The organism is Streptomyces sp. 4F14 (genome assembly GCF_048159485.1).
Classification (GTDB): Bacteria; Actinomycetota; Actinomycetes; order Streptomycetales; family Streptomycetaceae; genus Streptomyces.
In genome coordinates this window covers 159,126-185,164 of sequence record NZ_JBLRVY010000017.1, presented here as the reverse complement: position 1 = coordinate 185,164, position 26,039 = coordinate 159,126, and the positions used below count along the sequence as shown (strand labels likewise).

The 26,039-nt window shown below is 70.1% G+C and carries 25 protein-coding genes and 1 tRNA gene; 9 read left to right on the top strand and 17 right to left on the bottom strand.

Annotated features, from left to right (window positions below; translation table 11 throughout):
- The first annotated feature begins 36 nt into the window (after nucleotides 1–36).
- From ACLZOT_RS28185 to ACLZOT_RS28175, 3 genes are all read left to right on the top strand, one after another.
- On the top strand, nucleotides 37–654 hold the full coding sequence (locus tag ACLZOT_RS28185) for a DedA family protein (RefSeq protein WP_416971921.1): 618 nt from the start codon (nucleotides 37–39) through the stop codon (nucleotides 652–654).
- Between the two features lie 68 nt (nucleotides 655–722).
- Nucleotides 723–1,178 (top strand): DUF6153 family protein, encoded by a 456-nt coding sequence (locus ACLZOT_RS28180; RefSeq protein ID WP_416971894.1) that lies wholly within the window; start codon nucleotides 723–725, stop codon nucleotides 1,176–1,178.
- Nucleotides 1,179–1,259: 81 nt separating this feature from the next.
- Complete coding sequence (locus tag ACLZOT_RS28175; RefSeq protein ID WP_416971893.1) at nucleotides 1,260–1,892, top strand: DUF305 domain-containing protein; 633 nt, start codon at nucleotides 1,260–1,262, stop codon at nucleotides 1,890–1,892.
- Nucleotides 1,893–1,915: 23 nt separating this feature from the next.
- Here ACLZOT_RS28175 and ACLZOT_RS28170 read toward each other — a convergent pair whose 3' ends face one another.
- The gene (locus ACLZOT_RS28170) at nucleotides 1,916–2,248 is read right to left on the bottom strand and encodes a hypothetical protein (RefSeq protein WP_416971892.1); all 333 of its coding nucleotides are present in this window, start codon (nucleotides 2,246–2,248) and stop codon (nucleotides 1,916–1,918) included.
- A 109-nt stretch (nucleotides 2,249–2,357) separates the two neighbouring features.
- Nucleotides 2,358–3,254 carry a ketopantoate reductase family protein gene (locus ACLZOT_RS28165; protein ID WP_416971891.1) on the bottom strand — a complete coding sequence of 299 codons (897 nt, stop codon included), beginning with the start codon at nucleotides 3,252–3,254 and terminating at the stop codon, nucleotides 2,358–2,360.
- Nucleotides 3,255–3,377: 123 nt separating this feature from the next.
- On the opposite strand from ACLZOT_RS28165, the gene ACLZOT_RS28160 reads away from it, so the two are divergent.
- A complete protein-coding gene (locus ACLZOT_RS28160; RefSeq protein ID WP_416971890.1) occupies nucleotides 3,378–3,614 on the top strand; it encodes a DUF2277 domain-containing protein in 237 nt (78 codons plus the stop codon).
- Between the two features lie 24 nt (nucleotides 3,615–3,638).
- Here ACLZOT_RS28160 and ACLZOT_RS28155 read toward each other — a convergent pair.
- A tRNA-Val gene (locus tag ACLZOT_RS28155) sits at nucleotides 3,639–3,710 on the bottom strand.
- 198 nt (nucleotides 3,711–3,908) lie between these two features.
- Between ACLZOT_RS28155 and ACLZOT_RS28150 the strand changes: the two genes are divergently transcribed.
- Together ACLZOT_RS28150 and ACLZOT_RS28145 are read left to right on the top strand one after the other, a co-directional pair.
- A complete protein-coding gene (locus tag ACLZOT_RS28150) occupies nucleotides 3,909–4,673 on the top strand; it encodes a DUF4097 family beta strand repeat-containing protein (protein ID WP_416971889.1) in 765 nt (254 codons plus the stop codon).
- Between the two features lie 97 nt (nucleotides 4,674–4,770).
- Nucleotides 4,771–6,162 (top strand): hypothetical protein, encoded by a 1,392-nt coding sequence (locus ACLZOT_RS28145; protein ID WP_416971888.1) that lies wholly within the window; start codon nucleotides 4,771–4,773, stop codon nucleotides 6,160–6,162.
- 63 nt (nucleotides 6,163–6,225) lie between these two features.
- On the opposite strand, the gene ACLZOT_RS28140 is transcribed toward ACLZOT_RS28145, so the two are convergent.
- From ACLZOT_RS28140 to ACLZOT_RS28130, 3 genes are all read right to left on the bottom strand, one after another.
- Nucleotides 6,226–7,383: an amidase domain-containing protein gene (locus tag ACLZOT_RS28140; RefSeq protein WP_416971887.1), complete on the bottom strand. Its 1,158-nt coding sequence runs from the start codon at nucleotides 7,381–7,383 to the stop codon at nucleotides 6,226–6,228.
- A 132-nt stretch (nucleotides 7,384–7,515) separates the two neighbouring features.
- Nucleotides 7,516–8,805 (bottom strand): hypothetical protein, encoded by a 1,290-nt coding sequence (locus ACLZOT_RS28135; RefSeq protein WP_416971886.1) that lies wholly within the window; start codon nucleotides 8,803–8,805, stop codon nucleotides 7,516–7,518.
- Between the two features lie 57 nt (nucleotides 8,806–8,862).
- Nucleotides 8,863–11,013, bottom strand: coding sequence for a transglycosylase domain-containing protein (locus tag ACLZOT_RS28130; RefSeq protein ID WP_416971885.1), 2,151 nt, complete (start codon nucleotides 11,011–11,013; stop codon nucleotides 8,863–8,865).
- 286 nt (nucleotides 11,014–11,299) lie between these two features.
- Here ACLZOT_RS28130 and ACLZOT_RS28125 point away from each other — a divergent pair, with 286 nt between their 5' ends.
- Nucleotides 11,300–11,515, top strand: coding sequence for an FmdB family zinc ribbon protein (locus tag ACLZOT_RS28125; RefSeq protein ID WP_416971884.1), 216 nt, complete (start codon nucleotides 11,300–11,302; stop codon nucleotides 11,513–11,515).
- Nucleotides 11,516–11,573: 58 nt separating this feature from the next.
- Here ACLZOT_RS28125 and ACLZOT_RS28120 read toward each other — a convergent pair whose 3' ends face one another.
- The 3 genes from ACLZOT_RS28120 to ACLZOT_RS28110 are packed head-to-tail and all read right to left on the bottom strand — an operon-like array spanning nucleotide 11,574 to nucleotide 16,051.
- On the bottom strand, nucleotides 11,574–12,386 hold the full coding sequence (locus tag ACLZOT_RS28120) for an HAD family hydrolase (protein ID WP_416971883.1): 813 nt from the start codon (nucleotides 12,384–12,386) through the stop codon (nucleotides 11,574–11,576).
- Entirely contained in the window at nucleotides 12,386–14,848 is a 2,463-nt protein-coding gene (locus tag ACLZOT_RS28115) for a phosphoribosyltransferase (protein WP_416971882.1), read from the bottom strand. Before ACLZOT_RS28115 ends, ACLZOT_RS28120 begins: the two co-directional genes overlap by 1 nt.
- A 39-nt stretch (nucleotides 14,849–14,887) precedes the next feature.
- Nucleotides 14,888–16,051 (bottom strand): HpcH/HpaI aldolase/citrate lyase family protein, encoded by a 1,164-nt coding sequence (locus ACLZOT_RS28110; RefSeq protein ID WP_416971881.1) that lies wholly within the window; start codon nucleotides 16,049–16,051, stop codon nucleotides 14,888–14,890.
- A 184-nt stretch (nucleotides 16,052–16,235) separates the two neighbouring features.
- Here ACLZOT_RS28110 and ACLZOT_RS28105 point away from each other — a divergent pair, with 184 nt between their 5' ends.
- Entirely contained in the window at nucleotides 16,236–17,009 is a 774-nt protein-coding gene (locus ACLZOT_RS28105; protein WP_416971880.1) for a TerD family protein, read from the top strand.
- Nucleotides 17,010–17,031: 22 nt separating this feature from the next.
- On the opposite strand, the gene ACLZOT_RS28100 is transcribed toward ACLZOT_RS28105, so the two are convergent.
- The 6 genes from ACLZOT_RS28100 to ACLZOT_RS28075 form a co-directional block, all read right to left on the bottom strand.
- Nucleotides 17,032–17,769, bottom strand: a complete 738-nt coding sequence (locus ACLZOT_RS28100; RefSeq protein ID WP_416971920.1) for a TerD family protein — start codon at nucleotides 17,767–17,769, stop codon at nucleotides 17,032–17,034.
- Nucleotides 17,770–17,896: 127 nt separating this feature from the next.
- On the bottom strand, nucleotides 17,897–19,045 hold the full coding sequence (locus tag ACLZOT_RS28095; protein WP_416971879.1) for a DUF475 domain-containing protein: 1,149 nt from the start codon (nucleotides 19,043–19,045) through the stop codon (nucleotides 17,897–17,899).
- Between the two features lie 48 nt (nucleotides 19,046–19,093).
- The gene (locus ACLZOT_RS28090; RefSeq protein WP_416971878.1) at nucleotides 19,094–19,669 is read right to left on the bottom strand and encodes a TerD family protein; all 576 of its coding nucleotides are present in this window, start codon (nucleotides 19,667–19,669) and stop codon (nucleotides 19,094–19,096) included.
- 97 nt (nucleotides 19,670–19,766) lie between these two features.
- A complete protein-coding gene (locus ACLZOT_RS28085) occupies nucleotides 19,767–20,342 on the bottom strand; it encodes a TerD family protein (protein WP_416971877.1) in 576 nt (191 codons plus the stop codon).
- A gap of 115 nt (nucleotides 20,343–20,457) precedes the next feature.
- Nucleotides 20,458–20,916: a peroxiredoxin gene (locus ACLZOT_RS28080; protein ID WP_416971876.1), complete on the bottom strand. Its 459-nt coding sequence runs from the start codon at nucleotides 20,914–20,916 to the stop codon at nucleotides 20,458–20,460.
- A gap of 656 nt (nucleotides 20,917–21,572) precedes the next feature.
- On the bottom strand, nucleotides 21,573–21,998 hold the full coding sequence (locus ACLZOT_RS28075) for a DUF3052 domain-containing protein (RefSeq protein WP_416971875.1): 426 nt from the start codon (nucleotides 21,996–21,998) through the stop codon (nucleotides 21,573–21,575).
- Nucleotides 21,999–22,373: 375 nt separating this feature from the next.
- Here ACLZOT_RS28075 and aceE point away from each other — a divergent pair, with 375 nt between their 5' ends.
- Nucleotides 22,374–25,106, top strand: a complete 2,733-nt coding sequence (aceE, locus tag ACLZOT_RS28070; RefSeq protein ID WP_416971874.1) for a pyruvate dehydrogenase (acetyl-transferring), homodimeric type — start codon at nucleotides 22,374–22,376, stop codon at nucleotides 25,104–25,106.
- Between the two features lie 78 nt (nucleotides 25,107–25,184).
- On the opposite strand, the gene ACLZOT_RS28065 is transcribed toward aceE, so the two are convergent.
- Together ACLZOT_RS28065 and ACLZOT_RS28060 are read right to left on the bottom strand one after the other, a co-directional pair.
- Nucleotides 25,185–25,481, bottom strand: a complete 297-nt coding sequence (locus ACLZOT_RS28065; RefSeq protein WP_416971873.1) for a small hydrophobic protein — start codon at nucleotides 25,479–25,481, stop codon at nucleotides 25,185–25,187.
- 59 nt (nucleotides 25,482–25,540) lie between these two features.
- Nucleotides 25,541–26,020: a hypothetical protein gene (locus ACLZOT_RS28060; RefSeq protein WP_416971872.1), complete on the bottom strand. Its 480-nt coding sequence runs from the start codon at nucleotides 26,018–26,020 to the stop codon at nucleotides 25,541–25,543.
- Nucleotides 26,021–26,039: the final 19 nt, after the last annotated feature.

The following is a 26,039-nucleotide window of genomic DNA, read 5'->3' as shown; positions in this document are numbered from 1 at the left end:
TGTATGGCTGTCATCGGGGGAGTCACGGGAGTCGTGGTGTTGGAAAGTGTGGGGTCGCTGACCGGCGGTCCATGGATCTATGCGGTTGTCGCCCTGTCCGTGCTGTTCGACGTGTTCCTGCCGGTGCTGCCGAGCGGTGTCCTCGTCATCACGGCGGCGACGGCGGCCGCCGCGGGCTCGGGTGCGGCGGTGGCCGGCCAGGTGCCGGAACACGTCCCCGACATCCTCTTCCTGATGCTCTCCGCGACCACCGCGTCCGTCCTCGGCGACCTCGTCGCCTACCGTCTCGCCTGGCGCGGCGGCGAACGCCTCGACCGGGCCATCGCCCGCTCCCGGCGGCTCACCACGGCGCAGGAACGTCTCGGCGAGGCCCTCGCGCGCGGCGGCGGCCCCCTCATGGTCCTCGCCCGCTTCGCCCCCGCCGGCCGCTCCGTCGTCTCCCTCGTCTCCGGCGCCGCCCACCGCCGCGTCCGCGACTTCCTCCCCTGGTCGGTCCTCGCGGGCATCGCCTGGGCGGGCTACAGCGTGGCCATCGGGTACTACGGCGCCCACTGGCTCGGCGCGAGCTGGCTGTCGACGGCCGTGTCGGTGGTGGCGCTGTTCGCGGCGGGGTCGGGGGCGGCGTACCTGATGCGGCCGGCGAAGACGAGCTGAGCCGGGGGCGGCGGACAGGGTGCGCGGATACCGGGTACCCCCACGGGGGATGCACAGCCACCCCTAGGATGGCGTGCGTGAACCGAGCCCAGCCGCGCGCCGCGTGGTCGCCCCTGAAGGGGTGGCCGGCGGTTCTGTGCGTGCTTGGGGTGCTGGTGGGGGTGCTCGCCATGCACGGGCTCGCGCCGGGCGGGCTGCACGCGGTCGGGCACGACCGGGCGGCCACGGCTTCCGGCATGGCCCCCGCTTCCGGCGCGATCCCAACGATGTCCGAGGCCGGTGCGCACACCGATGTGACTGCCGACGGGTGTTCCGGGGACGGGCACTGCGGCGGGCATGCCCGGCACGCCGACGCGACGTGTGCGGCGGCGAAGGTGAGTGGAACGCCCGTGCTGGCGGGGCCCGTTGCCGACCCGGTCGCCGTCGTCGTACCCGGTGAGACCGTCCGCTCCCACGTCCGGGCCGATTCCGAGGCGGCGCGGGCTCCGCCGTCGCTCGCCGAGCTTCAGCTCCTGCGGATCTAGAGGCGCCCGCACACCTCGCCGTACGCCGGCGGGGGGTGCTGCCGCGTCCAGAAGACCTTCCGTACGCAGGAGTTCACGCACATGAACAGCACCATCGGCCGTACACGGCCCGTCCGGGTCGCCGTCGTCGCGACCGCCGCGCTTCTTCTTCTCGCCGGGTGCGGCGGGGGCGGGGACAGCGAGGGGCACCAGGGGAGCGGGGCGGCCTCGCCGTCCGTGTCCGGTGCCGCCTCCGACGGCGCGCACAACGCGCAGGACGTCTCCTTCGCGCAGGGGATGATCCCGCATCACCGGCAGGCCGTCGAGATGGCGGCGCTGGCCGCCGAGCGGGCCTCGTCGCCGCAGGTCAAGGCGTTGGCCGGGCGGATCAAGCAGGCGCAGGACCCGGAGATCGAGACCATGAGCGGGTGGCTCACGGCGTGGGGCGAGGACGTCCCCGCGGCCGGTGAGGACCACTCCGGGCACTCCGGGATGTCCGGCATGGCCGGGATGATGTCCGGCACGGACATGACGGCGCTGGAGAAGGCGTCCGGCGCGGAGTTCGACGCCCAGTTCACGCGGATGATGATCGAACACCACGAGGGCGCGGTCGAGATGGCCGGGACCGAGAAGGCGAAGGGGCGTTACGCGCCCGCCCTGACGATGGCCGACGCGATCATCGCGGCGCAGAACGCCGAGATCGCGGAGATGAAGGGCCTCCTCGGCAAGAAGTGACCCTCCAGGGTCCGATGTGACCCTCAGGGTTCGGGTGGAGGCTCGTGCTTCAACCGCATACGCGCCTCCACCCGGTCCCCCGTCTCCACCTCCGCCCAGAACCGGTGCCCCGTCACGAACACCGCCAGCTCGTGCTCCCTGCGGCGCAGCTTCTCCACCTCCGCCTGCTCGTCCTGCGTCCACCCCGGCGAGGCGGGCCGCTCCACCCGGCGCCAGCCCTCCGTGTCACTGAACCCGTCCAGGGGCGCGACCGACCAGGGCAGCCGCTTCAGCAGGGCCGACAGCTCGGCCCGGACCTGATGCAGCTCCTCCTGACCGGCGCGCAGGTCGCTCGGAAAGTCATAGGTCTTCGCCACGACCACAATGGTACGCCTGTTCGATTTTGCGAAGCGAGTTCCCTCATGGGGTTCACACGAACGAGGCAGTCGTACGCCTGTACGACTTTTCGGGCCGCCCCGCCCCCGGTTACACCGCCCCCAGCTCCCCCACCACCCGCTCGGCCACCGGCGCCCCCACCCCATACCGCTCCGCCGCCCGCAGCAGCGCCCCGCCGATCGCGTCGAGTTCGAGCGCCCGCCCGGACTCCGCGTCGCGCTGCATGGAGGACTTCATGCCGGGCGGCAGGGCGTCGTAGCGGGCGAGGGTCGCGGCGGGGTCGGTGGGGGCACCGGCGGCCGTGGCGATCACGGCCACCTCCGTGACCAGGGCGGTGAGTTCGTCGCGGTGGACGGTGCGCAGGTCGCCGACGGGGAGGGCGTACCGCGTGGTGAGCAGGGCGAAGGGCGCCAGGAACGCGAGCTTCGCCCAGAGGGCCCGGGCCTCGTCGCCGAGGACCCGGGTCTTCGGGCCCGCCTCGTTCAGGGCGGCGGCCAGCGCCTCCAGACGGCCCGCGTCCACCGGGTCGCCGGACAGGTCGATCTCCACGAAGGGGCTCGCGTGGTCGACGACGCCGGGTGCCGTCCGCGTGGACTCGACGCGGATCACCGCCGGGGCGACCAGGTCGGGTCGGTGGTGCGCGCGCAGGGCCGCGGGGTGTTCGACGCCGTTCAGGAACGGCACGAGCAGGGCGTCGCCGAGCACCTCGGCGGGGACGCGCGCGAGTGCCTCGTACAGAGCCGTCTGTTTGACGGTGATCAGTACGGCGTCGACGGGGGTCCGCAGCTCCGTGTCCGCCTCGACCTGGGCCGTGAAGTCGCCGAACTGGCGGCTGTGGACCCGGATGCCGTGGGTGCGCAGGGCGGTCGCCGTGTCCTCGCCCGCGAGGCAGATCACCCGGTGGCCGGCCTTCGCCAGCAGGGCGGCGAGCAGTCCGCCGACCCCGCCGGGGCCGAGGACCGCGACGGTGAGCCTGTCGTACGTCATGACGTGATTCCTTTCGCCGGTCGGCCCCGGGTCTCCGGTGGCCGCCACGACGGTGATCATGCCAAGGGGCAGCGGTACTGCCAAGGGGCGGCGGGAGTAGCTCCGGAGAGGGACACTGGCGTCATGTGCCGCAGCATCAAGACCCTCCGCCCGCCGTCCCTCCCGCACGACGCGACCGGCGAGGACTTCCACGCCGCCGCGCTCCAGTACGTCCGCAAGGTCTCCGGCTTCCGCGCGCCCGCCGCGCACAACCAGGAGGTCTTCGACCGGGCGGTGGCGGCGATCGAGGCGGCGACGGCGGAGCTGATGGCGGGACTGGAGGTACGGGGGGTACCCCGGGAGACGGAGAAGGCCCCCTAGGGATCACCTAGAGGGCCTGACCTGTGGGCGCGGACGGTTTCGAACCGCCGACATCCTGCTTGTAAGGCAGGCGCTCTACCCCTGAGCTACGCACCCGTTCCCCGAGGCTGGCGCACTCAGGACGAGTCGACAGCGTACCTTGCCGGGGGTGCTGCCCCGCAAACCCGTATCCCCTTAGGGGGTCCCCCGGGGGTTATCCCCACCCCGGATGAGGGAGGGAGCCGGATCGAGTACGCAGTCCCGCGGGCCTAGCGTCGTAGTACCGATCCGGTTCGTCTCAGGGGGGACTTCGTCATGGCCCGCATCTCAGGTACTACCCGTCTCGTACTCAGCGGTGCGGTCCTCGTCGCCGTGTTCGGCACGGCGTGCTCGGACGCCTCGGAGGACTCCACGCCGGAGACGCGCGCGTTCGAGCTGAAGGGGTCGACGCTGGCGATCGACGCGGACGACACGGCGCTGGAGATCGTCGCGGCGGAGGGGAACAGGGCGGGCCGGGTGGAGGTGACGCGCTGGTTCGACGGTTCCGTGGCGGTCGGCAAGGAGCCGAAGGTGACGTGGTCGCTGGAGGACGGCCTGCTGAAGCTGCGGATGCGGTGCAGCGGCATCGTCGCGGACTGCTCCTCGCGGCACCGGGTCGAGATCCCCCGGGGCGTCGCGGTGAAGGTCGTCTCGCACGACGGCGGCGTGAAGGCGAGCGGCCTGCGGGACGCGCTGAGCGTGAAGGCCCGCGACGGCTCCGTACGGATCACCGACAGCTCCGGCCCGCTGGACCTGGACACGGCCGACGGTTCGGTGCGCGCGGACGTCTCCTCCCGGACGGTCGTCACCCGCTCCGGCGACGGCTCGGTCCGCCTGAACCTGTCCGCCGTACCGGAGCGGGTGGAGGTGAAGGCGAACGACGGGAACGTCACGGTCGAGGTGCCGAAGGGGACGTACAAGGTGTCCGCGAAGGTGAACGACGGTGACACCCGGGTCTCCGTGCCCCGCGCGGACGACAGCGCGAGCGAGATCACGGCGCGGGTCTCGGACGGCGACCTGACCGTCCGCACCGCGAGCTGAGGCGGGACGCGAACCGACCGCCCCGTGTGTTCGTCCTTAGCCGGTGGGAGAATGGGAACCGGGCCAGGCAGGACGGACGACAGCGCGGGAGAGGGACGTGACGGCGACACCTTCACACGAGAGTCGACCGGACCGGCCCGTGAGGCGCGCGCCCACACTCCGTAGCTCCCTGGCGCTACGGGACACCCTCACCCTCGTCACCGCGCTCCCCCTTCTCGCGGTTCTCGCCCTGCCCGCGGCGTTCGCGGGCGGCGGTACCCGGCGGTGGTTCGGCGGCCGGGAGGGGATGCGGGTCGAGGCGCAGGCGGCGAAGGACGCGGCCGCGGCGGCGTTCTACGAACTGGACTCCGCGCAGCGGGACTTGAGGATCTCGATCGAGACGATCACGGCGGTGGACGACTCCGCTGCGGCGCGCAGGGCGGTCGGCTCGTTCGAGGAGATCGGCCGACGGATCGACGAGGTGAGCCAGCGGTACATCACCGCCGTCGACGCCTACGACCTCGACCGGGACGACCTGGAGACCTCGGCGGCCTCGCAGGCGCGGGCGCAGCTGACCCGCGCGAAGGACGAACTCACGCAGGCGAAGCAGGAGTTGGACCGTTTCGCGAGCGGTCTGGGCCCGCTGCTGGGCAAGGCGGAGACGCAGCTCGCGCGGCTCGCCCCGGCGGTGGAGCGGGCCCGGCAGGCGCTGCTGGCCGCGTCGAACGGGCTGGACGCGGTGCGGCGTACGGGGCTCAAGGCGGATGATCTGGCGGCCCGGCTGGCGGCGCTGGCGCCGGAGCTGACGAAGCTGAACCAGGGTGCGGGCCAGCACGGCGTGGCGGACACGCTGGGGCGCGCGGAGCGGGTGGCGCGGGAGGCGGAGGCGCTGCGGGTGGAGGCGGAGCGGCTGCCGGAGCGGGCCGCGGAGATCGACCACCGGCTGGTGTCGCTGCGGACGCGCGCGCAGGCGCTGACGACCCGCGCCGATCAAGTGGACCCGATTCTCAGCGAGTTGCGCCGCCGGTTCACCGCGGCCTGCTGGCAGGACCTCCAGCGGGTGCCGGAGCAGGCCGCCGAGAACGTCCGGCAGGCGGAGGCGAAGCTCCGGGAGGCGCGGTCGGCGCGGGAGGAGCAGCGCTGGCCGGACGCGACGTCCCTGCTGTCGACGGTGCGGGCGCTGCTGAACGCGACGGACGAGTCGGTGTCGGCCGCCGGTGACCGGCTGAGCAGGCTGAACGCGGTCCAGAAGGATCCGCAGCAGGAGATCGACCGGACGCGTTTCGCGATCCGGGACGCGCAGCGCCTGGCGATGACGGGCCGTACGACCCCGGACCCGCGTCACGCGCGCCCGCTGGACGAGTCCGTGGCCCGGCTGGACCGGGCGGTCGCGGGCCTGGAGGGCCGTCACCCGGACTACTGGCACTTCCTGACCGAGACGGAGGCGGTGCGGCAGGCGGTGGCGCGGGTGGTGTCGCAGATCCGCGAGGAGCGGGGCACGGCGCACTGAGGACGCGCGAGGCCCGCCACCTCCGAGGGGTGACGGGCCCGGGTACTGCCTGAGAGCCAGGGATCAGGTGCGGTACGCGTAGTAGTACGCGTTGGGGTAGGACGAGATGACGCTCGACAGCGAACGCCGGTAGGTGTTCGAGGAGTGGTACGTCAGGTAGGGCATACCGCCCGAGACGTACGACACGATCATCGTGTGGTCCTTGGAGCCGTCCCGGTCGAAGTCGACCTGGAGGACGTCGCCGACCTGCATCTGGTAGACGTTCGCGAGCGGCGTGGAGCGCTTGGCGTTCTGGGTGAACCAGGACCACTCGTTGACGCCGACGAACGAGTAGGACTGGATGTCCTTGTTGCCGAACCACTTCGTGTAGTCGTACACGTAGCCCGGCGCGTGCTTCCAGCCGCCCGCCTTCAGGGACTGGCTGACGAAGTTGGTGCAGTCACCGCCCGCGCCCTGCCCGTTGAAGTTCGGGTAGTCGGTGTTGTAGTTGCTCCAGTACTTCTCGGCGTAGGTGGCCATCGCCTTGTAGTCGTACGTCCCGCCCGTGAGGGTCTTGGGGACGGCGACGGGGCCCCGCGTGGTCGCGGCGCGGGGGGCGGCCGGCATGTCGGTCGCGGCGGTGGCCGGCTTGACGGTGGCGACGGCGGGCGCGGCGACCTGGTTGACGGTGGTGCCGCCCTGGTCGGTCGAACGGACGCCGGAGAGCTGCCAGTTGCCGCTGTGGTCCGCCTTGAAGGTCAGCTCGTGGTGGGCCTGGAAGCCGGTGGTGGCGGGCTCCTTGCCGCTGACCTTCTCGTAGGTGAGGGTCGTGGTCTCGGTGACCTTCGCCTGGGCGGTGCGGCCGGTGACCTTGACGGTGTCGAGGCTGACGGTGGTGGCGCCCTTGCTGTACTTCTCACCGAGCTTGGCCAGCGTGGTCTTGCGCTGTCCGAGGGAGTTGAGGGTGCTGCTCTCGGTGCTGTTCTGCTTGGCGGACAGCTTCACGCGGCCGGAGAAGCCCTTGGTCTCGGGCTTCTTGCGGTTGCCGTCGACCAGCGCGTCGGTGCGGTCGGTGAAGACCGCGTCGGCCAGCTTCTGGAAGGTCGCCCGGGTCTTGGCGTCCACCGTGGGGTCGCTCGGGGTGGCGGCGCCCGCCGACCAGTTCGGCAGCAGCGCGACGCCCGCGGCGACCGACGCGGCGGTCGCCGTGAGTATCGTGACGCGACGCCGCGAACGGCTCAATTTCCTTGACTTCACTGATAGTTCCCCTCTTGCCCGGCGGGGGGAGGGATGCCGGGTAGCGGAATCCTTGCATGCCATGTGTGGCTGTTGTGAAGGGGGTTACCTGCCGAGCGGCAAGCTGTTATGAGACCGTCACTGGACGACGGTTGACCAGTCCGGGCTCTGGGCAGGATCAAGGGTTCGCAGCCGGTCGAGGGTCTCCGGGTCCTGGACGTCCATCCAGTCCGCCAACTCCTTGAAGGACACGCACTTCACGTCCTTCTTGGTGCACACGTTCCTGATCATCTGGTCGACGGCCCGCATGTAGATGCCGCCGTTCCAGTCCTCGAAGTGGTTGCCGATGAACATCGGCGCGCGGCTGCCGTAGAAGACCCGGTTGAAGCCCGCCATGTACGTGTCGAGGGTCTCGCGCTCCCACTGCGGGTACTTGGCGGGGTCGCCGTTCACCTCGCCGTTGGACTGGTTGTAGAGGAAGTTGAAGTCCATCGACAGACCCTGGTACTTGCCGCCCTCGTAGGGGAGCATCTGGAGCGGGAAGTCCCAGATGCCGTCCTTCTTGTCCGGCCACACCTGGAACTTGCCGGGCGAGCTGGCGTCGTAGCGCCATCCGTAGCTCTTCGCCGCCTTCAGCAGGTTGGGCTGGCCCTCCAGGCAGGGCGCCCGGCCGCCGGTGACCTCCTTGCGGAAGTCGAAGGGCAGCGGGTCCATCTCCTTGAAGCCGGTGTTGGTCTTCCAGTTCTCCGCGAACTCGTAGAACTGGTCGATCTCGCTCTTCCACTCGGCGACGCTCCAGTCCTTGCCGCCCTTGGCCTCGCAGAAGTGGCCGTTGAAGTGGGTGCCGATCTCGTTGCCCTCCTCCCAGGCCCGGCCGAGCTGTTCGAGGGTGGTGCGGATGTGGTCGTCGGTCGCGTAGCTGATCGCGGCGGAGCCCTGGGGGTGCTGCGGGGGGTTGTAGAGGTTCTTCTTGTCCTTCGGCAGCAGGTAGATGCCGGTGAGGAAGAACGTCATGTGCGCGTTGTACTCCTGCGCGAGGCTCCGGTAGTGGGAGAAGAGCTGGTCGTCGCCCTGGAGCGCGCCGTCCCAGGAGAAGACGACGAACTGGGGCGGTTTCTCACCGGGCTTGAGCTTCTCCGGCTTCAACTGGCCCGTCTGCGGGCCGGTGTAGGAGGTCGAGCCGTCCCCGAGCACCTTCGTCTTCCCGTCCCACGGCTCCTCGGTCTCCTTCACCGTCTGCCGCCCCTGGGGGCCCTCGGCGGCCGTCGGCGTGGTCCGGTCGGTGCGGGAGAGCACCAGGTATCCCCCGACGAGGGAGGTGACGACGAGAACGGCGGCCAGCGAGAGGAACCCCGAACGCCGGTTGGTGGCCGGGGACTTGGGCCGGGGTTCGGGTGCCTTGCGGCGGCGGCCCGACGGTTGCTTCATGTGCGGCTGCTCAATCTGCTGGGGGACAGGGGCGGTCGGCGGGATCCGGCCCGGTGGTCAGTCGGTCGGCTGCGTGGCCCGCGACCAGATGCCGTAGGGGACGCTGTCGCCGGTGGTGCCGGCGATGCCTTCCAGCGGCAGGGGTTCGAGGCTCTTGGTGAGGTCGATGCGGTAGACGACGACGGCCGTGGAGACCTTCTCGGCCGTGCCGACGAACCAGGAGGCGGTGTCCTTCTCGGTGGTCCCCGACTTGCCGGCGGCCTTCCCCGCGCCGGGCGCGGCGGGGTGGGCGGTGCTCAGCGCGTCGGTGAGCGCGTCGGTCACCTCGCCGGCCACCTCCTCGCTCATGGCGCGCTGCCTGCCGGGGATCGCGAGGTCGACCGCGGCGCCGTTGCGGGTGAGTTTGCGCACCGAGTACGGCTCGGTGTGGGTGCCCCCGGCGGCGAACGTCGAGTAGCCGCTCGCCATGCGGATCGCGCTCGGCGTGGAGCTGCCCGTGGACAGGGCGGGCACCATCGCGCCGATGCTGGAGGAGAGCAGGCCCGAGTCCTCGGCGGTCTTGCGGACCTTGTCGAGGCCGGTGTCCATGCCGAGCTGCATGAACGGCCCGTTGACGCCGAGCGCGAGGGCGCGGCGCAGGCTGATCGTGCCGTACGACCTGCCCTGGTCGTTCTTCACCGCGACGGGCTTGCCGCTGCGGTCCCAGTACGGCCCTTCGGGTGTCCTGACCAGCGCGCCGTTGTTGCCGTCGTACAGGGATCTCGGGGTGACCTGCTCGATGGGGCCCTCGCGGGTCTTGCGTACGCCGTGTTCGAGGCCGGCGGCGTAGACGAACGGCTGGAACGCCGAACCGGCGGGCACCGTCGTGGCGTTGGACTCGTTGTAGCCCTGCGTACGGTGGTCGGGGCCGCCGTAGACGGCGAGGATCCGGCCGTCCGCGCCGACCGAGGCGGCGCCGTAGTGGGCGGCCTTCGCGTTCTTCGGGTCGTCCTTCTGGGCCTGTTTGCGGGCCTTGGTGACCTCGTCGGTGAGCTGGGTCTCGCGGTTCTTGTCGAAGGTCGTGTAGATCTGGTAGCCGCCGAGGTCGAAGTCCTTGTCGGAGATGTTCGCGGCCTTTTTCACATAGCTGGTCGCCAACTCGACGAGGTAGTCGGTCTGTTGACCCGTGTCATAGAGCGGGTTGCGTTTGAGTGGCTCCGGGAACGCGGTGTATTTCGCGCGCTCCTGCTTGGACAGTTTGCCGAGCTCGACCATCCGGTCGAGGATCCACTTCCAGCGCTCCACGGCGCGCGCGTGGTTGGCGGCGCTGAGCGTCGGGTCGTACAGGCCCGCGCCCTTGAGGAGCGCGGCGAGCATCGCGCCCTCGCTGGCGTTGAGTTCGCCGACGTCCTTGCCGTAGTACGCCTGCGCGGCGCGCTGGATGCCGTAGGTGCCCCGGCCGTACCAGCTGGTGTTGAGGTAGCCCTGAAGTATGTCGTCCTTGCTCATCTGGTTGTCGAGCTTGAGCGCGATCATCGCTTCGGTGAACTTGCGGCTGACCGTCTGGTCCTGGTTCAGGTAGACGTTCTTCACATACTGCTGGGTGATGGTCGATCCGCCCTGGGTATCACCGGAGCCGACGGTGCGCAGGAGGGCGCGGCTGATGCCCTTGAGGGAGATGCCGGGGTCGCTGTAGAAGCTGGCGTTCTCGGCGGCGATGGCCGCGTTGCGGACGTCCTCGGGGACGTCCTTGAGGGGCATGTCCTGGCGCTGCACCCAGCCGGTGCGGGCCATGGGGGCGCCGCTGGCCCAGAAGAAGACGTTGTCCTGCTGCTTGGCGTAGGAGTTGAGGTCGGGGATGTCGGTGGCCGCGTAGGCGATACCGAGGAAGACGACACCGGCGCCGGTGCCGGCGAGGGCTGCGCCGGCCCACTGCCGCCAGGACGGCATCCAGCGGCGCCAGCCGTCGCGGTCGGGGCGCGGGTAGGCGGGCCGCAGGCGGCGGGCGTAGGGGGCGGCGGCGCCGGCGAGGCGGCGCAGGGGGGACGGCCGGAGTTCCCTCTTGCGGGCCAGCCTGCTGGACCCGCCGGGGGACGCTCCGGCCTCGGGTATCTCCAGGTCGCCGACGCGCAGTTGCATGGTCTCGTCCGCCCGGAAGGAGGCAGGGACCTTCAACTGCATCGTCTCGTCCGGCCTTTGGGGCCGCTCCCCCTCCCCCCGCTCGGTCACGACAGCGTCTCCCTCCGCACTCGTGGATGCCGCGCGGAGGGACGCACAGAACGTACGGGCGGGCTTTCGTTCACCTGGTCACGGCTGTGAAGCCCCCACGTCCCCCCAACCTCGCGGCCCACTCAAATTACCAGTGCTCTTCGCAAGTTCTCCACACAAGAAAGTGACAGAAATGAACGCAATCACTGCGTACGGCGGAAACCGGAGGGAGGGAGTTCGTCACACCGGCAAGGCCATGGGGTACTTCCCATCTCCATGATCATGCTCAGCCCGTTAGCCTTGCGGCATGCCTCGTTACGAATATCGGTGCCGGACTTGCGGCGATACGTTCGAGTTGTCCCGCCCCATGGCCGAGTCCTCGGCCCCGGCGGACTGTCCCGCTGGGCACGGGGACACGGTGAAGCTGCTGTCGACGGTGGCGGTGGGGGGTACGGCGGGTACGCCGGCCTCGCCGAAGCCGCAGGGGGGCGGAGGGTGTTGTGGTGGAGGTTGTTGCGGGTGAGGGGGTGGGGAGGCCGAGTGCGACCAGCCACCGACCACCCGCAGCCGCCCTGCCTCCCTCACACCCCCGCCCGCGCCGCCTTCAAGAACTCCCGCAGGATTCGTTCGCCGGCCAGTACGCCCCGTTCCGGCAGGGCGGTCACCCCCGGGACGGTCCAGCCCGTGTCGGCCAGCTCCCCGTGGCCGGGGCGCCAGGCTCGGTCGACGGCCTGGAGCAGGTCCGCGTCGAGGAGGGAATCGCCGGCGCCGAGGCTCAGGCCGGCGCCTGTGCGGCGGAGCACCTCGTGGACCGCCGCGCTTTTCGTCAGGGGCTTGGGGACCACGTAGATCTTGCGGCCCTGGAGCGAGACTCCCCAGCCCAACGCCTCCGCCCAGGCGGCGAGTTCCTTCACCCACTCCTCGGGGAGCAGCTCGCGTTCCACGACCAGGTACGAGAACAGGTCCTCGGCGACGCGCTGCTTGCGCAGCCACACGGGGTCCGCGTTCGTCGCGAGGTGGGCCTGGATCTCCTCGTGCGGCGCGCACTCCGAGGCGAGCCGGGACATCACCGTCGCCTGCCAGTCGGCGTCGCTGACGCCGTCGACCAGGATGTGGCCCCCGTTGGCGCAGATCGCGAACTTGGGCGCGGGGCCAGGGAGGTTGATGCGCAGGTACTGCTTGCGCGTCCGGGTCGTCGTAGGGACGAAGATCGCCGTGTCCCCCAGCTCGGCGAGCAACTGCGAGGCCGTCTCCGTCATGAAGGACAGCGGACGCGCCTCATGGACCTCGACGCACAGCAGGCGCGGCGCCCGCGCGTCCGGCATCGTGAGGGCGAGGGCGGACGGGGAGTAGATGAGCGTACGGTCGAGGTCGCTGGCGACGAGTACCGGCATCAGACGGTCACAGCCTTCCCGTCGGCGCCGGTGGCACCGCGCGTGTACTGGGGATGGATCAAACCGACGCAGGTGTAGGGGAGTTCGGCGACCTCCTCGACGGGCACACCGCGCTGCTCGGCGAGGAGCCGGACATGCCGCAGATCGTCCCCGGCACCGGCACGCGCGAGGATCTTCCACGGCACCCGCCGCAACAGCACCCGCGTCGTCTCCCCCACCCCGGGCTTCACGAGGTTGACGTCATGGATGCCGTACTCCTCACTGATCCGCTCGACGGCGGCCCACCCTTCCCAGGTCGGCGTACGGTCACTGGCGAGCAGCTCCTTGACGGCCGCGTCGACGGACTCCCCCACACCGGGAAAGCGCGCGGAGACGGCGTCCAGGAAGGCGACGGAGACGTCCGCCCCGGCCAGCTCCCGGTAGAACTTGCCCCCGTGGAAGTCGTCCGGACCGACCAGGTCCGCCCGCAGCACAGTTCGCGAAATCAGCCCGGACACCGTGGAGTTGAGGCACGCGGACGGGATGAGGAAGTCCTCCCGCGTGCCGTACGTCCGGACGCAGGAACCGGGGTCGGCGAGTACGGCGATCTCCGGATCGAACCCGGCGGCACCCCCCGCCGCCTCGAACTCCTCGATCGCGGCGGCGAGTTCCCGCGTGATCGCCCCCTTGCCGGTCCACCCGTCGACGAACACGACGTCGGCGGGGTCGTGGTGTGCGGCCAGCCAGCGCAGCGCGTTCGCGTCGATGCCCCGGCCCCGCACGATCGACACGGCGTAGTGCGGGAGGTCGAGACCGTGCCGGTGCTGGGCCCAGCGGCGCATGAGGACACCGACGGGGGTGCCGGCGCGGGCCAGCGAGACGAGGACAGGGCGCGGGGTCCTCTCGGCGAGGACCGTCTCCGTGACGACGCCGACCGCCTGCGCGAGGCGCTCCGCGGATTCCGTCAGCGCCGTCTGGAACAACGCCTGGTACTGCTCGCTCGGCTGGTACTCGATCGGCAGGGACTCCGCGTAGTGGGCGCCGCCGCTCTGTACGGCCTCCTCGCGTTCCTCCGTCGGCGCCTCCAGGGTGACGTCCGAGAGGTCCTGGAGGAGCCAGCCGACCTCGTCCGGCGCGTACGAGGAGAAGGCGGGGCCTCTGAGGGGCTCTGGCAGCATGGGCCTTCCAGGCAGGTAGGACGGGATCACGGCGAGGATCACGTGCGGGGTGTGTTCGGCCAGCTGGGCCAACAGGCCGTTGGGGGCGTGGAGTTGGGGGGTGTCTGCGGTGGAGTCGACGATCACGAGTACGGCATCGAAGTCGGCGCCGGCGATGTTGTAGACGTACCTGTCACCCGGGCCGTCCGCCGGGTTGTCGTGAGCCGGGAAGGTGAGGCGGGTGCGGATGGCGTAGCCGGGGTCGTCGACGGCCAGGACCGGGGAGCGGGTGGTCGTGGAGTAGCGGACCTCGGCGTCGGCTATGTGCTCCAGTTCGTGGGCCAGGCGGAGGGGGGCGTACATCAGCTCTTCGAAGCCGAGTACATGAACGCGGCGGGCGTCGAGAGGGAGTGCCTCTGCGAGGCGGGCCGCCATCTCCGGGAGGGCTGCGTCCAGTCGTATTCGGTGGTGGGCTGTGAAGCCGTGCCTGCCGCCGTCAGGAAGGCCCGCAGGCCAGTGCAGGTCGATTCGGTTGATAGTCGACTGCGGGCCGGTGGGGGTTGTTCGCGCAGTTCCCCGCGCCCCTGGGGAATCGGTGCCGGCGGCGATCGATTCGTACCGACCGACCAGGTCCTGCCCCCTGGCGAGCACCCCCTCCGGCAAGCTCACCGTTCCCGATGCCGCCGCCACAAGATCCACCCGCGCGTCGATCTCCCCCGCGAACTGGTCCAGCCGCCCCGCATCCGCCTCCGACCGCATGTCCACCAGCGTCACCACCACGTACCGCCCCCGGGGATACCGCTCATGCAGATCCCGGATCGTGTTCATGATCGTGTTGCCCGTCGAGAACTCGTCGTCGACCAGCACCAGCGGCCCGCTCCCCGCCAGCAACCCCCCGTCCTCCGGCAGCAGCAGGTGCGACGTCGCGTGCGAGTGCGCCTCCTCGAAGCCCCCCGCCCGCTCGACCCCCTCCACCGGCCGCCGGGTCGAGTGCAGGTACGTCACGTCGCCGACCCCGTCCGCGACCGAGTGGCCGAGCCCCGTCGCCGTCTCCGCGTACCCCAGGACGACGGCCGACTCGGCGTCGGTGCCGAGGAGTTCGCGGACCCGGCGGCCGAGGGCGAACCCGTGGCCGTACACGACCGACGGGAGCTGCGGCACGTGTTTGCCGAGGACGTTGGAGACCAGGAGGTGCGCGCGTTTGGGGTTGCGGCGCAGGGCGAGGCCCAGCATCTCCGGCAGGACCGCGTCCCCGGCCAGTTCCACGCCGAGCCGTTCGGACACCCAACCGCCGGACCAGACCGCGTCGTTCACATCGCTCCTCATGACGTCACCGAAAGACAGCACCGCAACACAGCCCCGCGCTCAGGCCGGTATCCCGGCCGCCAGCAGATCCACGAAGCCGACGTCCTCGTGGGCCACCCCGAACACCTCGGCGCGCAGCATCGTGCGCTCGGCCCAGGCGCGGTGGGGCTTCACCTCGTTCATCTTGTTCGTGTACGCCGAGCGCAGGACGCCCCCGCCGCCGCGCTCGGGGCGCAGGATGTCGGCGGCGTCGCTGTACTCCTCGTGGCTGACGACGGACAGCGCGTGGACGGCGGGGACGTGCGAGGGGTGGATGCAGGTCTTGCCGAGGAGGCCGTTCGCGTGGTCGAGGGAGATCTCGCGCAGCAGGCCGTCCATCGCGTGCTCGATGAGGCGTTCGCGCAGGTCGACGGCCTCGACCTCAAGGAAGGGGCTGGTGCGCAGCTGGGGTTTGAACATGCGCTGGGGGACGCGGAAGTACTCCCATACGGGGCCGGTGACGGTGAAGCCGGTGCCGTCGGCGCGGCCGAGCATGTTGACGACGTCGGCGATGACGGAGGCGACGATCTGGACGTCGTACGCGGTCATGTCGGGGGCGCGGCGCAGGCCGTAGGAGGAGCAGAAGTCGGTGACGCCGAGGCGCAGCGCGAGGACGCGGTCGCGGTACTTGTCGACGGCGCGGGCGATGCCCTCCAGGGCCTCGACGCGGGTCTCGCGGTACATCAGCTCGGGGGTCTCCAGGACCGGCATCCCGAACAGGCGGCGTCCGCAGGCGAGTTCGGCGGCGGTGAGGGCCTCCAGGAAGGCCGTGCCGCGTTCCTCGGTGAACTTGGGGAACACGAACCCGCTCAGCAGCCGGACGGAGTCGCCGAGGCGGCGGACCAGGTCGGGGATCTGGTCGGCCGTACGGACCCGGATGAACAGGAGGGGCAGATCGGCGGAGCGGCCGGCGAGGTCGGCGAACTGGCGGACGAGGTTCTCCTCGCCGGCGGGGACGTCCTCGTCGCCGATGGAGTCCTCCAGGCACAGGACCATGGAGACGACGCCCTGGGTGGCCTGCTTGATCACGTCGTCCGCGAGGCGGGGGCGGGTCGCCGGGCTGTAGAGCGTGGCGCCGAGGGCGGCGGACAGGAGGCGGGCCGGGGAGTCCGGGTCGAACGCGCAGGGTTCCTGGTGGAAGAGGCGTCGCCTCTCCGCGGGGGCGATGTGCCCGAAATGACGCATGTCTACCCCCGTGACGGACGGTAAGGATGGCGGATTCTGTGAAACAAGGTGACCGGTAATAGTACGTACCGATCGGTTCAAAAGTTCCCGCCGGGAATGAATTTCTGGTAACGCCACCCGGCACCTCCCGGTGGACTCCACGCCTCGGTTGTCCTGCTCAGCGGCGAGAGGGCAGGATGACGCCATGACGCACGCGATGCTGAAGGGGTCGAACGTCCCGCTCGAAGCCACCACGGTGCGCGCCGTGCTGCGCTGGACCCCCGGGCAGGGTGTTCCGAACGTCGATGCCTCCGCCCTTCTCCTGGGTTCCGACGGACGCGTGCGCTCCGACGAGGACTTCGTCTTCTACAACCAGCCCCGCCACCCCTCCGGCAAGGTCTGGCGGCTCGGCCAGAAGCGGGTCGCCGACGCGCTCACGGACACCATCCAGACCGACCTGGCCGGTGTCGAGTCCGTCGTCAGCCAGATCCTGCTGGTCGCCTCCGCGGACGGGGTCACCTTCGACCACGTCCGCTCCCTCCAGATCCTGCTGTACGACGCGAACCGCGCCGACTCCGACCCGCTCGCCGTCTTCGAGGTCCGCCCCGAGACCGGCGAGGAGACCGCCCTCATCTGCGGCGAGCTGTACCGCCGGGGCGAGGGCTGGAAGTTCCGCGCGATCGGCGAGGGCTACTCGAACGGCCTGGAGGGCCTCGCCGTCAACTACGGCATCTCGGTGGACGAGTCGGAGGCCGAGAACCCCGAGCACCCGGAGACCCCACCCCACGAGGAGCCCCCCGCGAGCCCCCAGACCTTCTCCCAGCCGCTCCCGCCGGAGCAGCCGACGACGACGCCCCCGCGGCAGCCGGCGTACGGCTACCCGGCCTCCCTCCCGACGTACGGCCAGGCGGCACCGGCGTACGGCTACCCGCAGGAGTTCACGATGCCGCCGCAGGGGCCGCAGTTCATCGGCCGGTAGGAACCCTCCCAGGGGCGGGCGGCTACTTCTCCGACTTGGCCTTGTACCCCCGCCCCCACTGCAGGCCCCACCCGTACAGCCGGTCCAGCTCCGCCTGGAAGCCGTACACGAAGCGCACCTCGCGCCGCACCATCAGCTCCCCCTTGACGTTCTCGATCATCACGACCGCGCAGGACCGCGCCTGGGGGTGCCGCTCGTCGAGGCCCACCTCTATGCGGGGCCCGTTGCTCGGGTAGAGCGTGACCATCGCGTGGGTACGGTCGAACGCCGGCGTCTGGTCGTAGATGTAGACGAACACCAGCAGCCGTTTGATCTGCTCGCGGTGGTCGAGGTTGACGTACATCGTCTCCCCCGACGCCGACCCGAACCGGTCGTCCCCGCTGAGCTGGACGTACGGCGGGTCGTTGACGTCCCCGAGCAGCCCGCCGAGGGGCTGTACGACGCCCTTGGAGCCGTCGGCGAGCTCGTACAGGCAGCCGAGGTCCAGGTCGACGTTGACCATGCTCTGGCTGTGGCCGACGACCTCCGGGGGCTTGAGCGCCTTGAAGGGGTGGCGCAGGAGGCTCTCGCGCTGCATGCCGCCGAAGTCGGAGGTGCGCATGCGCCAGGTCAGGTTGACGCGGAGGTTGCCGGTGGCCGCGCCCTGCTTCGTCAGGGAGACCTGGGGGTGCCGTTTGCTCAGCTCGATCGCGTTGCTCGCGGCGCTGCCCGAGTCGAAGTCGGCCGCGCGGCTGCCCAGCAGGCCGTCGAAGAAGCCCATCTCCCGCCCCATGTCCCTCTCGTAGAACCCCGCGTCGGTGAAATGCCCGGCGGGGCGGCCGTGTTCAACAGCCGCCCCGCCAAGTAGCTTTCCTCATCCGGAAGGTGATCACACACCGGTCCGGATGTCAGACGCCGGAGGAGACCTCCGCCTTCGCGTCGTCAGACCCCTCTTTTCCCTCGGCCGCCGCCAGCGCGCGGTTGCGGCGGACGGAGGACCAGAAGGACCAGGCGATCAGGACGACGCCGATGAGGCCGGTGATGACCTCGTTGATCTCGTACTGGATGGTGACCATGAGGAGGACGGCCAGCGCGCCGATCGCGTAGTGCGCGCCGTGCTCCAGGTAGACGTAGTCGTCGAGGGTGCCCTGGCGGACCAGGTAGACGGTCAGCGACCGGACGTACATGGCGCCGACGCCGAGGCCGACGGCCATCAGGACGATGTCGTTGGTGATGGCGAAGGCGCCGATCACGCCGTCGAAGGAGAACGACGCGTCGAGGACCTCCAGGTAGAGGAACATGAAGAACGCGGCGCGGCCGGCGAGCAGGATGACCGGCTTCTGCTTGCCGCTGCGCTTGGCCTCTTCCTCCGCCTCGTGCTCGCGCTCCTCCTCCTCTTCGAGCTTGCCCTCGAAGTATCCGGAGAGCCCGCCGACGACGAGGTAGGTGATGAGGCCGAGGATGCCGGAGAGCAGGACCGTCTCGGTCTTGTCGACGTGTCCGCCGCCGTGGATGTGGGCGTTGGGGGCGACCGTGAACGCGGCGGTCAGCAGGACGGCGAGCGCGATGCAGACCGACAGCATGTCGACCTTGCCGAGCTTGGCGAGCGGGCGCTCGATCCAGCCGAGCCACTTGATGTCCCGGTCCTCGAAGATGAAGTCGAGGAAGATCATCAGCAGGAACATGCCACCGAAGGCGGCGATCGACGCGTGCGCGTCGGTGACCAGCTCCTGGTAGCGGGTCTTGTCGTTCAGGGCGAGGTCGACGGCCTCGATCGGGCCCAGCTTGGCGCTGATGGCGACGATCACGACCGGGAAGACCAGGCGCATGCCGAACACCGCGATGAGCACGCCGACCGTGAGGAAGATGCGCTGCCAGAAGGCGTTCATCTTCTTCAGGATCCCGGCGTTGACCACCGCGTTGTCGAAGGACAGGGAGATCTCCAGAATGGAGAGGATCGCCACGATGCCGAGGCCGGTCCACCCGTCGTAGAGGACGCCGACGGCCAGGCCGATCGCGGTGACCGCGAAGGACCAGCCAAAGGTTTTCAGAAGCACTGGCTACCCAATCCGTAGGTACGGGTCTCCCCCGCGCCGTACTCGGCTTTACGAAACGTTGACTCCGAAGTCTAGAGCGATGCCCCGTAGACCAGATGCGTACCCCTGTCCAACCGCACGGAACTTCCACTCCCCCTGGTAGCGGTACAACTCACCGAAGATCATCGCGGTCTCGGTCGAAGCGTCCTCGGAGAGGTCGTAGCGGGCGAGTTCCTGGCCGTCGGCCTGGTTGACGACGCGGATGAACGCGTTCGCGACCTGGCCGAAGGTCTGGCCGCGCTCGTCGGCCTGGTGGATCGAGACCGGGAAGACGATCTTGTCCACGTTCGCCGGGACCTTCACGAGGTCGACGATCAGCGACTCGTCGTCGCCGTCGCCCTCGCCGGTCAGGTTGTCGCCGGTGTGCTCTACCGAGCCGTCCGGGCTCTTCAGCTGGTTGTAGAAGACGAACCACTCGTCGCCCAGGACCCGGCCGCTGTTGCACAGCAGGGCGCTGGCGTCGAGGTCGAAGGGGGCTCCGGTGGTGGAGCGCGCGTCCCAGCCGAGCCCGACCATCACCTGTGTGAGGTTCGGAGCGGCCTTGGACAGGGAGACGTTGCCTCCCTTGGCGAGCGTGACGCCCATGTTGCTGTCCTCCCCTGGTGGTGCTTCTGCTGGTTGTCCTGCGCTTCCGGCGCCGCCGGTAAACGGAGAGCGGCGCCGGGAACGCGGGAGCGGTTCGTCAGACGTTGACGCCGTAGTCCTGGGCGATGCCGCGCAGGCCCGAGGCGTAGCCCTGGCCGATCGCGCGGAACTTCCACTCCGCGCCGTGGCGGTACAGCTCGCCGAAGACCATCGCCGTCTCCGTCGACGCGTCCTCGGAGAGGTCGTAGCGGGCGAGCTCGGCCTCGCCGGCCTGGTTCACGACGCGGATGAACGCGTTGCGGACCTGGCCGAAGGACTGCTGGCGGTTCTCGGCGTCGTAGATCGAGACCGGGAAGACGATCTTGTCCACGTCGGCGGGGACGCCCGCGAGGTTGACCTTGATCTGCTCGTCGTCGCCCTCGCCCTCACCGGTGATGTTGTCGCCGGTGTGCTCGACCGAGCCGTCCGGGCTCTTCAGGTTGTTGAAGAAGACGAAGTTCGCGTCGCTGGCGACCTTGCCGGCCGAGTCCACCAGCAGGGCGCTGGCGTCCAGGTCGAAGTCGGTGCCGGTGGTGGTGCGGACGTCCCACCCCAGACCGACGATGACCGCGGTCAGGCCGGGGGCCTCCTTGGTCAGCGAGACATTGCCGCCCTTGCTGAGGCTGACTCCCACGAGTCCTCCATTGGGTTCCTGGGGCGGGGAGCCCCGTCGTGCTTCGGATATGCCGGATCAACGTTCCGATCCTAGTGACGGGTTCCCGGCGTCCGCAGGCCCTGACCCGGAGAAATCACAGGGTGTCGAGGGCCTTCACGTACGCGCCGAGGTCCCGGGCGTCCGGCAGGGCGTTGACGACCGTCCAGCGGACGACGCCCTCCTTGTCGATGACGAACGTGCCGCGTACGGCGCAGCCCTTGTCCTCGGCGAACACGCCGTACGCGCGCGAGACCTCGCCGTGCGGCCAGAAGTCGCTGAGCAGCGGATATTCCAGCCCCTCCTGCTCCCCGAACACCCGCAGCGTGTGGATCGAGTCGTTGGACACCGCGAGCACCTGGGTGTCCCGGTCCTCGAACCTCGGCAGGTTGTCCCGCACCTCGCACAGTTCGCCGGTGCACACGCCGGTGAACGCGAAGGGGTAGAAGAGCAGCACGACGTTCTTGCGCCCCCGGAACTCGGAGAGCGTCACGGTCGCGCCGTGGTTGTCCTTGAGCTCGAAGTCCGGAGCCTTCTCGCCGACCTGGATCGCCATCGGGATCTTTCCCTTCGGTGGGCTGTTCGGGGGATCACAGCGTACGGGGAAGGGGTGCGGGGAGACCGGGAGGGGCCGTGGGCCGGGGCGCGCGGGAGAGCGGGCCGGCGTGGGCCGGCGTGGGCCGGAGAGGGCCGGCGTGGGCCGGAGAGGGTTGTGGGGGTCCGGCAGGACCGTGACGGTGGCCCGGCGGCACCTCGGCAGAGTGCTGAGCCTTGCCTCCGGCAGATCTTGCCCCCGGCGGAGCCTCGCGCCGGCAGCATCCCGGCCGCCCGGCGAGGTGCCGCCCTCGGCGGGGTCGTGATCGCCCTGCGGGGTTCTCGGCAGCGTGCGGGGCCTCGCCTCCGACGAATCTTGCCCCCAGCGGCATCCTGGCCACCCAGCGAGACTCATCCCCGGCAGCATCCCGGCCGCCCGGCGAGGTGCCGCCCTCGGCGGGGTCGTGATCGCCCTGCGGGGTCTCGGCAGCGCGCGGGGCCTCGCCTCCGGCGGATCTTGCCCCCAGCGGCATCCTGGCCATCCAGCGGGGCTGGGTCCCGGCATCATCGCGGTCGCCCTGCGAAGGGGCGGCGGCGGAGGGAAGCCTGAGGCCCGGATGCGGGTGCGGCGTCTCCCCGGAGGGGGCCGCACCCGCTTGCCTCAGCTGGTGGAGGGCCTCACTTCTTGCCGGCCTTCGGGGGGAGGAGGCGCGTCGCCACCCAGTCCTTCCCCGCGTTGATGCTCTTGGACTGCGACAGTCCGGCCGTCTGCGCGGCGTCGTTGATGTCGCTCGGCTCGATGTAGCCGTCCCGGCCGGTCTTCGGGGTGAGGAGCAGGATCGTGCCCGCCTCCTCCAGGTACCCGATGGCGTCGACGAGCGAGTCCGTCAGGTCACCGTCGTCGTCCCGGAACCAGAGCACGACGGCGTCAGCGACGTCGTCGTAGTCCTCGTCCACCAATTCGGCGCCGGTGGCTTCCTCGATGGCCTCGCGGAGCTCCTGGTCTACGTCCTCGTCGTAGCCGATCTCCTGGACCACCTGGGCGGGCTGGAAACCCAGCCGCACGGCCAGGCTCGTCTCCGCGTGGTCCGCGGTCGCGCTCACGGTCTGCCTCCTGATCATGTTCTTTCGATGACAACTCGGCCACGCGTACGCGCGTGGTGTTGGCCGTAGTCCACACGGGCGGGGCGGATCGCGCAAGTACCCGGCGGTTCGGACCGCCTAAACGGTGACGATCCGGGCCGTGTCGCCGCAACTCCCGTCATGCTTTCCACGGCAAAGGTGACACACACCACACCTTTCTGCCCTGTTTGCGCGTTTGGAAATCGCCGACTCGCAGAAGGTGACCGTTACCCCGGTGTACACCCCAGGGGTTACCTCGCGGTAGAGATGACGTTTGACGCCCCGAGGTACACGATGGGGAGCGGTGTGGCAGCAGGCCCAGGGCCCCCGCAGGCCCTCCGACACGTAAGGAACAGCGTGGCTTCCGGATCCGATCGCAATCCGATCATCATTGGCGGCCTTCCGAGTCAGGTTCCTGACTTCGATCCCGAGGAGACGCGGGAGTGGCTCGACTCCCTCGACGCCGCCATCGACGAGCGGGGCCGCGAACGCGCCCGCTACCTGATGCTGAGGCTCATCGAGCGGGCCCGTGAGAAGCGCGTCGCCGTCCCCGAGATGCGCAGCACGGACTACGTCAACACGATCCCCACCAAGAGCGAGCCGTTCTTCCCGGGCAACGAGGAGATCGAGCGCAAGATCCTCAACGCGACCCGCTGGAACGCGGCCGTCATGGTCTCGCGCGCCCAGCGCCCCGGCATCGGCGTCGGCGGCCACATCGCGACGTTCGCGTCCTCCGCGTCCCTGTACGACGTCGGCTTCAACCACTTCTTCCGCGGCAAGGACGAGGGCGACGGCGGCGACCAGGTCTTCTTCCAGGGCCACGCCTCCCCCGGCATCTACGCCCGCGCGTTCCTCCTCGACCGCCTCTCCGAGCAGCATCTCGACGCGTTCCGCCAGGAGAAGTCCCGCGCCCCGTACGGTCTTTCGTCGTACCCGCACCCCCGTCTGATGCCGGACTTCTGGGAGTTCCCGACCGTCTCGATGGGCCTCGGCCCGATCGGCGCGATCTACCAGGCCCGCATGAACCGCTACATGCACGCCCGCGAGATCGCCGACACCTCGAAGTCCCACGTGTGGGCGTTCCTCGGCGACGGCGAGATGGACGAGCCGGAGTCGCTGGGCCAGTTGACGATCGCCGCCCGCGAGGGCCTCGACAACCTGACCTTCGTCGTCAACTGCAACCTCCAGCGCCTCGACGGGCCGGTACGCGGCAACGGCAAGGTGATCCAGGAGCTGGAGTCCGTGTTCCGGGGCGCCGGCTGGAACGTCATCAAGCTGATCTGGGACCGCAGTTGGGACCCGCTGCTCGCGCAGGACCGCGACGGCATCCTCGTCAACCGGATGAACACGACGCCGGACGGCCAGTACCAGACGTACGCCACCGAGTCCGGCGCCTACATCCGCGACCACTTCTTCGGCGACGACCAGCGGCTGCGGGCGATGGTCGAGGGCATGACCGACGACCAGATCCTGCACCTCGGGCGCGGCGGGCACGACCACCGGAAGATCTACGCCGCGTTCAAGGCCGCCGTCGAGCACACGGGCCAGCCGACGGTCATCCTCGCGAAAACAGTCAAGGGCTGGACCCTCGGCCCCAACTTCGAGGGCCGCAACGCCACCCACCAGATGAAGAAGCTGACGGTCGCCGATCTCAAGGGCTTCCGCGACCGCCTCCATCTCCCCATCTCCGACCAGCAGTTGGAGTCCGGCCTGCCGCCGTACTACCACCCGGGCCGGGACTCGGAGGAGATCCAGTACATGCACGACCGCCGCACCTCGCTCGGCGGGTACGTCCCGACGCGCGTCGTGCGCGCGAAGCCGCTCGCACTGCCCGACGACAAGGCGTACGCGACCGTGAAGAAGGGCAGCGGCCAGCAGTCCATCGCCACCACCATGGCGTTCGTCCGGCTGCTCAAGGACCTCATGCGGGACAAGGAGTTGGGCCGCCGGTTCGTCCTCATCGCGCCCGACGAGTACCGCACCTTCGGCATGGACTCCTTCTTCCCGAGCGCGAAGATCTACAACCCGCTCGGCCAGCAGTACGAGTCCGTCGACCGTGAACTCCTGCTCGCCTACAAGGAGTCGCCGACCGGCCAGATGCTCCACGACGGCATCTCCGAGGCGGGCTGCACGGCGTCCCTGATCGCGGCGGGCTCCGCGTACGCCACCCACGGCGAACCGCTCATCCCCGTCTACGTCTTCTACTCGATGTTCGGATTCCAGCGCACCGGCGACCAGTTCTGGCAGATGTCGGACCAACTCGCGCGCGGATTCGTCCTCGGCGCGACCGCCGGGCGCACGACCCTGACCGGCGAGGGCCTCCAACACGCCGACGGCCACTCCCAGTTGCTCGCCTCTACGAACCCCGGGTGTGTCGCCTACGACCCCGCGTACGGGTACGAGATCGCCCACATCGTCCAGGACGGCCTGCGCCGGATGTACGGGCCCGACAGCGAGGACGTCTTCTACTACCTCACCGTCTACAACGAGCCCCTCCAGCACCCGGCCGAGCCCGACGACGTGGACGTCGAGGGCATCCTCAAGGGCATCCACCGCGTCTCCTCCGGCACGGCGGGCTCAACTCCGGCCCAGATCCTCGCCTCCGGCGTGGCCGTCCCGTGGGCTCTCGAAGCGCAGCGCATCCTCGCCGAGGAGTGGGACGTCCGCGCCGACGTCTGGTCCGCCACCTCCTGGAACGAACTGCGCCGCGAGGCCGTCGACGTCGAACGCCGCAACCTCCTGCACCCCGAGGAGGACGCCCGCGTCCCTTACATCACCCGCAAACTCACCGGCTCCGAGGGCCCGTTCGTCGCCGTCTCCGACTGGATGCGCTCGGTCCCCGACCAGATCGCCCGCTGGATCCCCGGCACGTACCAGTCCCTGGGCGCGGACGGCTTCGGCTTCGCGGACACGCGGGGCGCGGCCCGGCGGTTCTTCCACATCGACGCCCAGTCGATCGTGCTGGGGGTTCTGACGGAGCTGGCGAAGGAGGGGAAGGTGGAGCGGTCGTCCCTCAAGCAGGCGATCGACCGGTACCAACTGCTGGACGTGGCGGCTGCCGATCCCGGGGCGGCGGGGGGCGACGCGTAGAAGGGCGAACCGGGGAACGGGTGGGGGCCGGCAAAGAGGTCGAGGCCGGGCCGTCGGCGCCGGGCCGTCGGCGAGGCCCTACATCCACCCGTTCCCCGGCGTCCCGGCGAGCCACAGCACGGCCAGCACGGTGTCCAGCCCGCCCAGAATCACCGCGACGAGCGGCGCGACGGCCCTGGAGGCCCACCGCCGCCCCATGGCCAGCCACCCGCACACCATGGCCACCGGCCCCAGCACGATCCCGAGCACGAAGAACCCGGCAACCGCGCACACCACCCCCGCGATCCCGAGCGTCACACGATCCGGCCCACCCCGTGACCCCATCCGGCCACGTGAGCGGGGGTGTTTACGTGTCCCGTGCCCAAACCCCGACATGAGTCAACTCCCTTGTCCATGGGGTCGCTTCAGGGTGCCGGGTACCCGCCGGGACTGATTCATTCCTCCCTAGCGGCTCCCTGCGGCCACACGACATCGACCGGCACCCCACCCTCCCGCGCCTCCACCACGGTGTCGGCGGTCCCCCCGCCCTTCCCGCTCGGCGGCACCCCGTCCCAGACGGCGACGAGCCGCTCGGCCCGCTGGACGAGCACGGCGTTGGCAGCCTCGTACGCATGCCAGTCGGCGGTCTCGTACGGCAGCACCAGAACCTCGTCGGCGGCCTCGACGAGCGCCGCGTGGTCGGGCTTGACCTTGTTCGCGCGGTAGTCCTGGGACGGCACGACAACGACGAGCCGCCCACCGAGAGCGAGCACGGCCTCGGCGAACAAGGAGTCCGCCCCCTTGGCGATACACGAAACCCCAACAAGCTCCCCGCCGTCGGTGTACCCCTTGAGCAACTCCCCCAGCGCGTCCCGCACCAGCGGCACGCTCGCCTCGGTCAGATCCATGTGCCCGGTCACCGCGATCGTGGTCATGTCTCTCCTTCAGCCGCTG

Bases quoted from the DNA above. Each gene is read 5' to 3' on its own strand.
- ACLZOT_RS28180 (WP_416971894.1), top strand. From the start codon at position 723: ATGGCGTGCGTGAACCGAGCCCAGCCGCGCGCCGCGTGGTCGCCCCTG.
- ACLZOT_RS28175 (WP_416971893.1), top strand. From the start codon at position 1,260: ATGAACAGCACCATCGGCCGTACACGGCCCGTCCGGGTCGCCGTCGTC.
- ACLZOT_RS28165 (WP_416971891.1), bottom strand. From the start codon at position 3,254: ATGACGTACGACAGGCTCACCGTCGCGGTCCTCGGCCCCGGCGGGGTC.
- ACLZOT_RS28160 (WP_416971890.1), top strand. From the start codon at position 3,378: ATGTGCCGCAGCATCAAGACCCTCCGCCCGCCGTCCCTCCCGCACGAC.
- ACLZOT_RS28150 (WP_416971889.1), top strand. From the start codon at position 3,909: ATGGCCCGCATCTCAGGTACTACCCGTCTCGTACTCAGCGGTGCGGTC.
- ACLZOT_RS28135 (WP_416971886.1), bottom strand. From the start codon at position 8,805: ATGAAGCAACCGTCGGGCCGCCGCCGCAAGGCACCCGAACCCCGGCCC.
- ACLZOT_RS28125 (WP_416971884.1), top strand. From the start codon at position 11,300: ATGCCTCGTTACGAATATCGGTGCCGGACTTGCGGCGATACGTTCGAG.
- ACLZOT_RS28120 (WP_416971883.1), bottom strand. From the start codon at position 12,386: ATGCCGGTACTCGTCGCCAGCGACCTCGACCGTACGCTCATCTACTCC.
- ACLZOT_RS28115 (WP_416971882.1), bottom strand. From the start codon at position 14,848: ATGAGGAGCGATGTGAACGACGCGGTCTGGTCCGGCGGTTGGGTGTCC.
- ACLZOT_RS28110 (WP_416971881.1), bottom strand. From the start codon at position 16,051: ATGCGTCATTTCGGGCACATCGCCCCCGCGGAGAGGCGACGCCTCTTC.
- ACLZOT_RS28105 (WP_416971880.1), top strand. From the start codon at position 16,236: ATGACGCACGCGATGCTGAAGGGGTCGAACGTCCCGCTCGAAGCCACC.
- ACLZOT_RS28100 (WP_416971920.1), bottom strand. From the start codon at position 17,769: ATGGGCTTCTTCGACGGCCTGCTGGGCAGCCGCGCGGCCGACTTCGAC.
- ACLZOT_RS28090 (WP_416971878.1), bottom strand. From the start codon at position 19,669: ATGGGCGTCACGCTCGCCAAGGGAGGCAACGTCTCCCTGTCCAAGGCC.
- ACLZOT_RS28080 (WP_416971876.1), bottom strand. From the start codon at position 20,916: ATGGCGATCCAGGTCGGCGAGAAGGCTCCGGACTTCGAGCTCAAGGAC.
- ACLZOT_RS28065 (WP_416971873.1), bottom strand. From the start codon at position 25,481: ATGTCGGGGTTTGGGCACGGGACACGTAAACACCCCCGCTCACGTGGC.
- ACLZOT_RS28060 (WP_416971872.1), bottom strand. From the start codon at position 26,020: ATGACCACGATCGCGGTGACCGGGCACATGGATCTGACCGAGGCGAGC.